The sequence below is a fragment of the Muriicola sp. genome (assembly GCF_041567615.1).
GTDB lineage: Bacteria > Bacteroidota > Bacteroidia > Flavobacteriales > Flavobacteriaceae > Muriicola.
In genome coordinates this window covers 1-5,239 of record NZ_JBFGBM010000180.1, presented here as the reverse complement: position 1 = coordinate 5,239, position 5,239 = coordinate 1, and the positions used below count along the sequence as shown (strand labels likewise).

The 5,239-nt window shown below is 49.3% G+C and carries 7 protein-coding genes and 1 pseudogene; all 8 read right to left on the bottom strand.

Annotated features, from left to right (window positions below):
• Positions 1 to 779, bottom strand: a pseudogene (locus tag ABYP73_RS11150) (polyphosphate kinase 1); the annotation flags it as partial.
• Positions 776 to 1,264, bottom strand: a complete 489-nt coding sequence (locus ABYP73_RS11145; protein ID WP_372974372.1) for a histidine phosphatase family protein — start codon at positions 1,262 to 1,264, stop codon at positions 776 to 778. The pseudogene ABYP73_RS11150 and the gene ABYP73_RS11145, both read right to left, overlap by 4 nt.
• Before the next feature lie 48 nt (positions 1,265 to 1,312).
• Positions 1,313 to 1,960, bottom strand: a complete 648-nt coding sequence (pdxH, locus tag ABYP73_RS11140; RefSeq protein ID WP_372974371.1) for a pyridoxamine 5'-phosphate oxidase — start codon at positions 1,958 to 1,960, stop codon at positions 1,313 to 1,315.
• A 79-nt stretch (positions 1,961 to 2,039) separates the two neighbouring features.
• A complete protein-coding gene (locus ABYP73_RS11135; protein ID WP_372974370.1) occupies positions 2,040 to 2,945 on the bottom strand; it encodes a ribonuclease Z in 906 nt (301 codons plus the stop codon).
• Complete coding sequence (locus ABYP73_RS11130) at positions 2,942 to 3,418, bottom strand: DUF3291 domain-containing protein (protein WP_372974369.1); 477 nt, start codon at positions 3,416 to 3,418, stop codon at positions 2,942 to 2,944. The genes ABYP73_RS11135 and ABYP73_RS11130 overlap by 4 nt, the downstream gene beginning before the upstream one ends.
• Before the next feature lie 3 nt (positions 3,419 to 3,421).
• Positions 3,422 to 3,754, bottom strand: coding sequence for a ribonuclease Z (locus ABYP73_RS11125; protein ID WP_372945760.1), 333 nt, complete (start codon positions 3,752 to 3,754; stop codon positions 3,422 to 3,424).
• A 3-nt stretch (positions 3,755 to 3,757) separates the two neighbouring features.
• A complete protein-coding gene (locus ABYP73_RS11120; protein ID WP_372945759.1) occupies positions 3,758 to 4,687 on the bottom strand; it encodes an aspartate carbamoyltransferase catalytic subunit in 930 nt (309 codons plus the stop codon).
• Between the two features lie 4 nt (positions 4,688 to 4,691).
• Entirely contained in the window at positions 4,692 to 5,231 is a 540-nt protein-coding gene (pyrR, locus tag ABYP73_RS11115) for a bifunctional pyr operon transcriptional regulator/uracil phosphoribosyltransferase PyrR (protein WP_188369260.1), read from the bottom strand.
• Between the last annotated feature and the right edge of the window lie 8 nt (positions 5,232 to 5,239).

The following is a 5,239-nucleotide window of genomic DNA, read 5'->3' as shown; positions in this document are numbered from 1 at the left end:
CTGGAAGATATCTTCTCGATAAAACTCTTGCTCAGGTCATTGTCTATATCGAGTTCAGCATCCCGGGTGATCTTGATCATATGGGCCGTGATGGAGGAATAGTCGAACATGGAGAAAATACTGTCCAGGCAATACCGGATCAGGTCGTCCAGGATAATGATATAATGCTTGTCACCTTCCCTGGGCAGGACCACGAAACGGTCTATCCCCTTGGGGATCTCGATCAGCGCAAAGCTGATTTCCTTTTCCTTCGATCCGGAATCGTTCAGGTAATTGGAATTCAGGACCATTTTTACCGCCAGGTAGGCGGCACTGTCCTTCAGCATAGGGAAGGAAGTAAGGTCGTTCAAGATGATGGTCATCAACTGCGGACTCACCTTCTCCTGGAAGTAGGTTTTCAGGAAATCCGACTGTTCCGGTGTGACTTCCTGCTCGTTGATCAGATAGATATTCTCCCTTTCCAGTTCACCCTCAATGTCTTTGTGTATCTCAAGGCTCCGGGCTTGCTGTTCGATCACGATCTTGGTGATCTCTTCCAGGAGGTCTTTGGCCACCTCTCCTCCCAAAACACTTTTTCCGGACTTACCCGCTTCCGCGATCCTTTTCACCGTGGCGTATCGCACCTTGAAAAATTCGTCCAAATTATTGGAAAAAATCCCCAGGAATCGGAGTCTTTCAATCAGGGGCACCTCAGGATCTGCACTTTCCTGCAAAACCCGGTCATTGAATTTCAACCAGCTGATTTCCCTGTTGATATACTGATTCTTGCTCTTGATCATAGACTTAGTGCTTTGGGAATCAAAAATTGCTCTGTTTTTCCCTTCCTGACCTCATGCCAGTTCTCGATATCAAAGGAAAGGTGAACGAGACCGGTTGTCGGCACGTTCTCTATGGGTCGATCCCCCAAATCATTTGCCACTTCGGTAAAGGCATGGTTGTGCCCGAAGATCATGACCTTATCCTCTGAATCGGGCAGAGCTGCAATGAAATCGATCAAAGGTTCTCCGGAGAACACGTACAGCCCCTCAGCCAGAGAGAACTTGTGGTAAGGGATCCTCATCTTGCGCAGGAATACCACACAGGTGTGCAACGCCCTGATGGCCGGGCTGGAATAGACGGCATCGGGTGTAAAAGAGGACGACCCGAAATGACGGGATACCTTGTGGGCATCGCGTATCCCACGCTCCAGCAAAGGCCGGTCCCTGTCTTCTACCCCGTATTCCCAGGAAGATTTACCGTGTCTGACCATTATTAGTTCTTTCATCACCTTGAGTTGTTAGTGCGTTATGGCTACTTTTGGCGGCCGGATCTTTTAAGGGGCGAGCCTTTCGATTTTCCAATTGTAATCTTCCAGCAGGGTATATCTCAGCCTGTCGTGCAACCTGTTGGGCCTGCCCTGCCAGAATTCTATGCTCACCGGCCTGACCAGGTAACCCCCCCAATAATCGGGGCGGGGGATCTCCTTGCCGTCATATTCTTTTTCGAGTTCCTCGAGTTGATCCTCCAGGATTTCACGGGAAGGGATGACCTCACTCTGGTTGGATACAATAGCCCCTAATTTACTCCCTGTAGGCCTTGATTCAAAATATCCGTCTGACATATTCCCGGAGATCTTCTCAGCCTCACCTTTTACGATGACCTGCCGTTCCATCCCGGGCCAGAAGAAAGAGAGACAGACCCTGGGGTCCTCATCAATCGCCTTACCCTTCTCGCTTCTGTAATTGCTGTAGAAGATAAAACCTTCATACGTATATCGCTTCAGGAGGACCACCCTTCCCTTTGGATACCCGTCCAGGCCAAGGGTTGAGATAGTCATCGCATTGGGTTCGTCTGTGGTACCCGACTTCTCGATCTCGTAAAACCATTTTTGAAAGAGCTCCATGGGATTGTCTGAAACCTCTGATTCCAGCAAGGCACTTTTGGTATACGATTTTCGGTAATCACTCAGGTCTTTCTTCATAGGAAATCCTTCTCTGGGTCAATGGTAACAAAGTTGGTGAAAACTTGACAAAAAGGGAAATCAGAAGGGGGCTTTTAACCTAGATTTCAAAGACCTTTCCATCTTCTGCCAGTACCGTGTCCGGGAATTGGACGGCAGCTTCCTTCAGGAACAGGTCCATGTTCTTATACCGGGTCGAAAAATGCCCCAGGATAAGTTTTTTCACCCCGGCTTTCAGGGCGATCTGTGCCGCCTGGAGCGCCGTGGAATGCCCCGTCTTTTCAGCAAGCGAGGCTTCCGTTGACAAAAAGGTGGCTTCGTGGTATAACAGATCCGCCCCGGCTATATAGTCTACCCTGGATTCGTCATAGGCCGTATCGCTGCAATAGGCATAACTTTTGGGTTCCGGGGGATCGAAGGTCAGATCCGAATTGCCGATCTTCTCCCCTGAAGCGGATACGGCATCCTTACCCTTTTTGATATTCTTGAAATACGCCTTGTCTATCTTATATTTTGCGACCGCCTCCATATTTAACCCCCTTTCCCTGGGTTTTTCCTCAAACAGGAATCCATTGGTGTATACCCTGTGTTTCAGGGGGATGGTGGACACTTTTACTTTCTCATCCTCGAAGATCAATTCCGGGTTTGTGTCCTTCAATTCGTGAAAGACCAGTTGATAGCCAGTCCAGGAGTTTCCGACCCGCAACAAGAGCAGGATCACTTCTTTGATACCTTCCGGACCGTAGATATGAAGCTCTTTTTCACGCCCGAGCAACTGGAAGGTGGAAATCAGGCCCGGCAATCCAAAAAAATGGTCTCCGTGAAGGTGTGAGATGAAGATGTGGTTGAGCCTGGAAAATTTTACCTTGTGTTTCCTTAGCTGCACTTGCGTTCCCTCCCCACAATCGATCAGAAAAATATGGTCCCTGATCTCCAGGATCTGGGAGGTGGGGTTACCTTTCATACTCGGGGTGGCTGCATGACAGCCCAGGATGTGCAGCTTCATAGAAGGAAGGAGTTTGCCTCGAGATAATCTTCCACTTCCTGTTTCGTATACGCTGTTCTCAGGGTGAACGAATAGGGAGTCTCCCCTGAAGTATTGAGGTGATCGAGTCGTTTTTTAGCTTCTGCCAGGCTTATTTCCGGGCTCTCGCTATACCAGCAGGCCACATGGCTGTCTTCTAGTTTAGAGAACCACTCCTTTCGCCTTCTGAAGATCTCGGCATGACCTGTCCTGTACGTAAAATGCATCAGGGCATCCCGGGATTCCCAAACCGACATATTGACCACTAATGCCCGGTCCCCGAATACCTCTTCCACTCCGCTGTCCGGCTCTTCTATCCACCTCCATACAAATCCGGGACTCCCTTCGGCAAGGGCGTTGATCCCGGGAATATTATTGACAAAATCCGACATGCGGGGGTCATCCAGCGGATATTTGGCCCTGGCGATATTGATCTGTGAAAAGTAATCAAGCATGACTCAGAGTTCGAGGTCGCGTTCTATATCTTCCATCTCAATGATATCCATCGCTTCCTGCAGGGTGGGTGCCAGGCTGATCTCTTCCGGCACATCCTCGTAATCTATCTTATCCGTGACCAGCACAAATGACTTATTGGCTTTCTTATGCTTGCGCGACAGATCGAGGAATTCAAGCATATCCCCCACTGTAAGACGGTTAAAGGAAAACAGGTTGACGACGATATGGTCGTTACGGATCTTGTCGTAGGCATTTTGGAGGTTCTCGATGAATTTCAAGAGGCTGATATTCTCCTGATAGACAATGGTTGTGTTGCCGTCCTTATCAAAGATCATGACTCAGGTTTTTAGTTGTGAGGCCAGCAGGTAGATCACCGCCATACGGATGGCAACCCCGTTCTCTACCTGGTGCAGGATAATGGACTGGGATGAATCTGCCACGTCACTGGTGATCTCCACCCCCCTGTTTATGGGTCCGGGGTGCATGATCACGATCTCCTTGTCCAGGCTGTCCAGCAATTCTCTGTTAATCCCGAATTGCTGGGTGTACTCCCTGGTGGTCGGGAAGTAACTCATCTCCATGCGTTCGTTCTGTACCCTGAGCATGTTGGCCACATCACACCATTCCAGGCCCTTTCTCAGCTCAGGTTCCACTTCCACCCCAAGGCTTTCTATGTACTTGGGAATCAGCGTCCTGGGGCCGCAGACCTTTACCTGTGCCCCCTGAAGTTTCAAAGCAAAGATATTAGAAAGGGCTACCCTTGAGTGGAGGATATCCCCGACGATGATCACTTTTTTCCCGCCTACCTCCCCGAGTTTCTCCCTGATGGAATAGGAATCGAGCAGGGCCTGTGTTGGGTGTTCATGGGCTCCGTCGCCGGCGTTAATAATAGACGCATTGACGTGTTTTGAGAGGAAGATACCCGCACCGGGATTTGGGTGACGCATCACTACCATATCTACCTTCATAGACAGGATATTGTTCACCGTATCGATGAGTGTTTCCCCTTTCTTTACCGAAGACTGGGAAGCCGAAAAATTGAGTACATCTGCAGACAATCGCTTTTCCGCCAGTTCAAAGCTCAGTTTGGTGCGCGTACTGTTCTCAAAAAAAATGTTGGCAATGGTAATATCCCTGAGGGAGGGAACCTTTTTGATCGACCTGTTGATGACCTCCTTGAACTGGTCTGCCGTTTCAAAAATGAGTTGTATATCCTTCTCGTTCAGATACTTGATCCCCAGTAGATGTCTTACGCTTAATGCCGGCATTTCCTTATCTGTTGACTAAATAAACAACATCTTTTCCCTCATTCTCCTTCCAGAGCACCTTCACCTTCTCTTCATTGATCGCATCCACCTGACGGCCCCTGTAATTGGGCTGAATGGGCAGGTGCCTGCTGAACCTCCGGTCTATGAGGGTGAGCAACTCGATCTCCTCCGGCCTGCCGAACGACTGTATAGCCGTCAGGGCAGCCCGTATACTGCGCCCCGTATACAACACATCGTCAATCAGGACCACCTTCTTCCCCTCGACCAGAAAATCGATACTGGTGGAACTGGCTTCCAGTGGCTTCTCCCCCCTCCGGAAATCATCCCGGAAAAAGGTGATATCCAGGAGCCCGAGCTTAATATCCTTCACCTTGTATTCTTCCTTGAGGAGTTTAGCCAGCCGATTGGCCAGAAAAGTCCCCCGGGGCTGTAATCCGATCAGAACCGTGTCTTTAAAATCGAGGTGATTTTCTAAGAGTTGGCACGCCAGTCGATGTAAAATAATGTGGATTTCTTTTGAGGAAAGAAGTACTTTTTGACTCATGGTTTGCG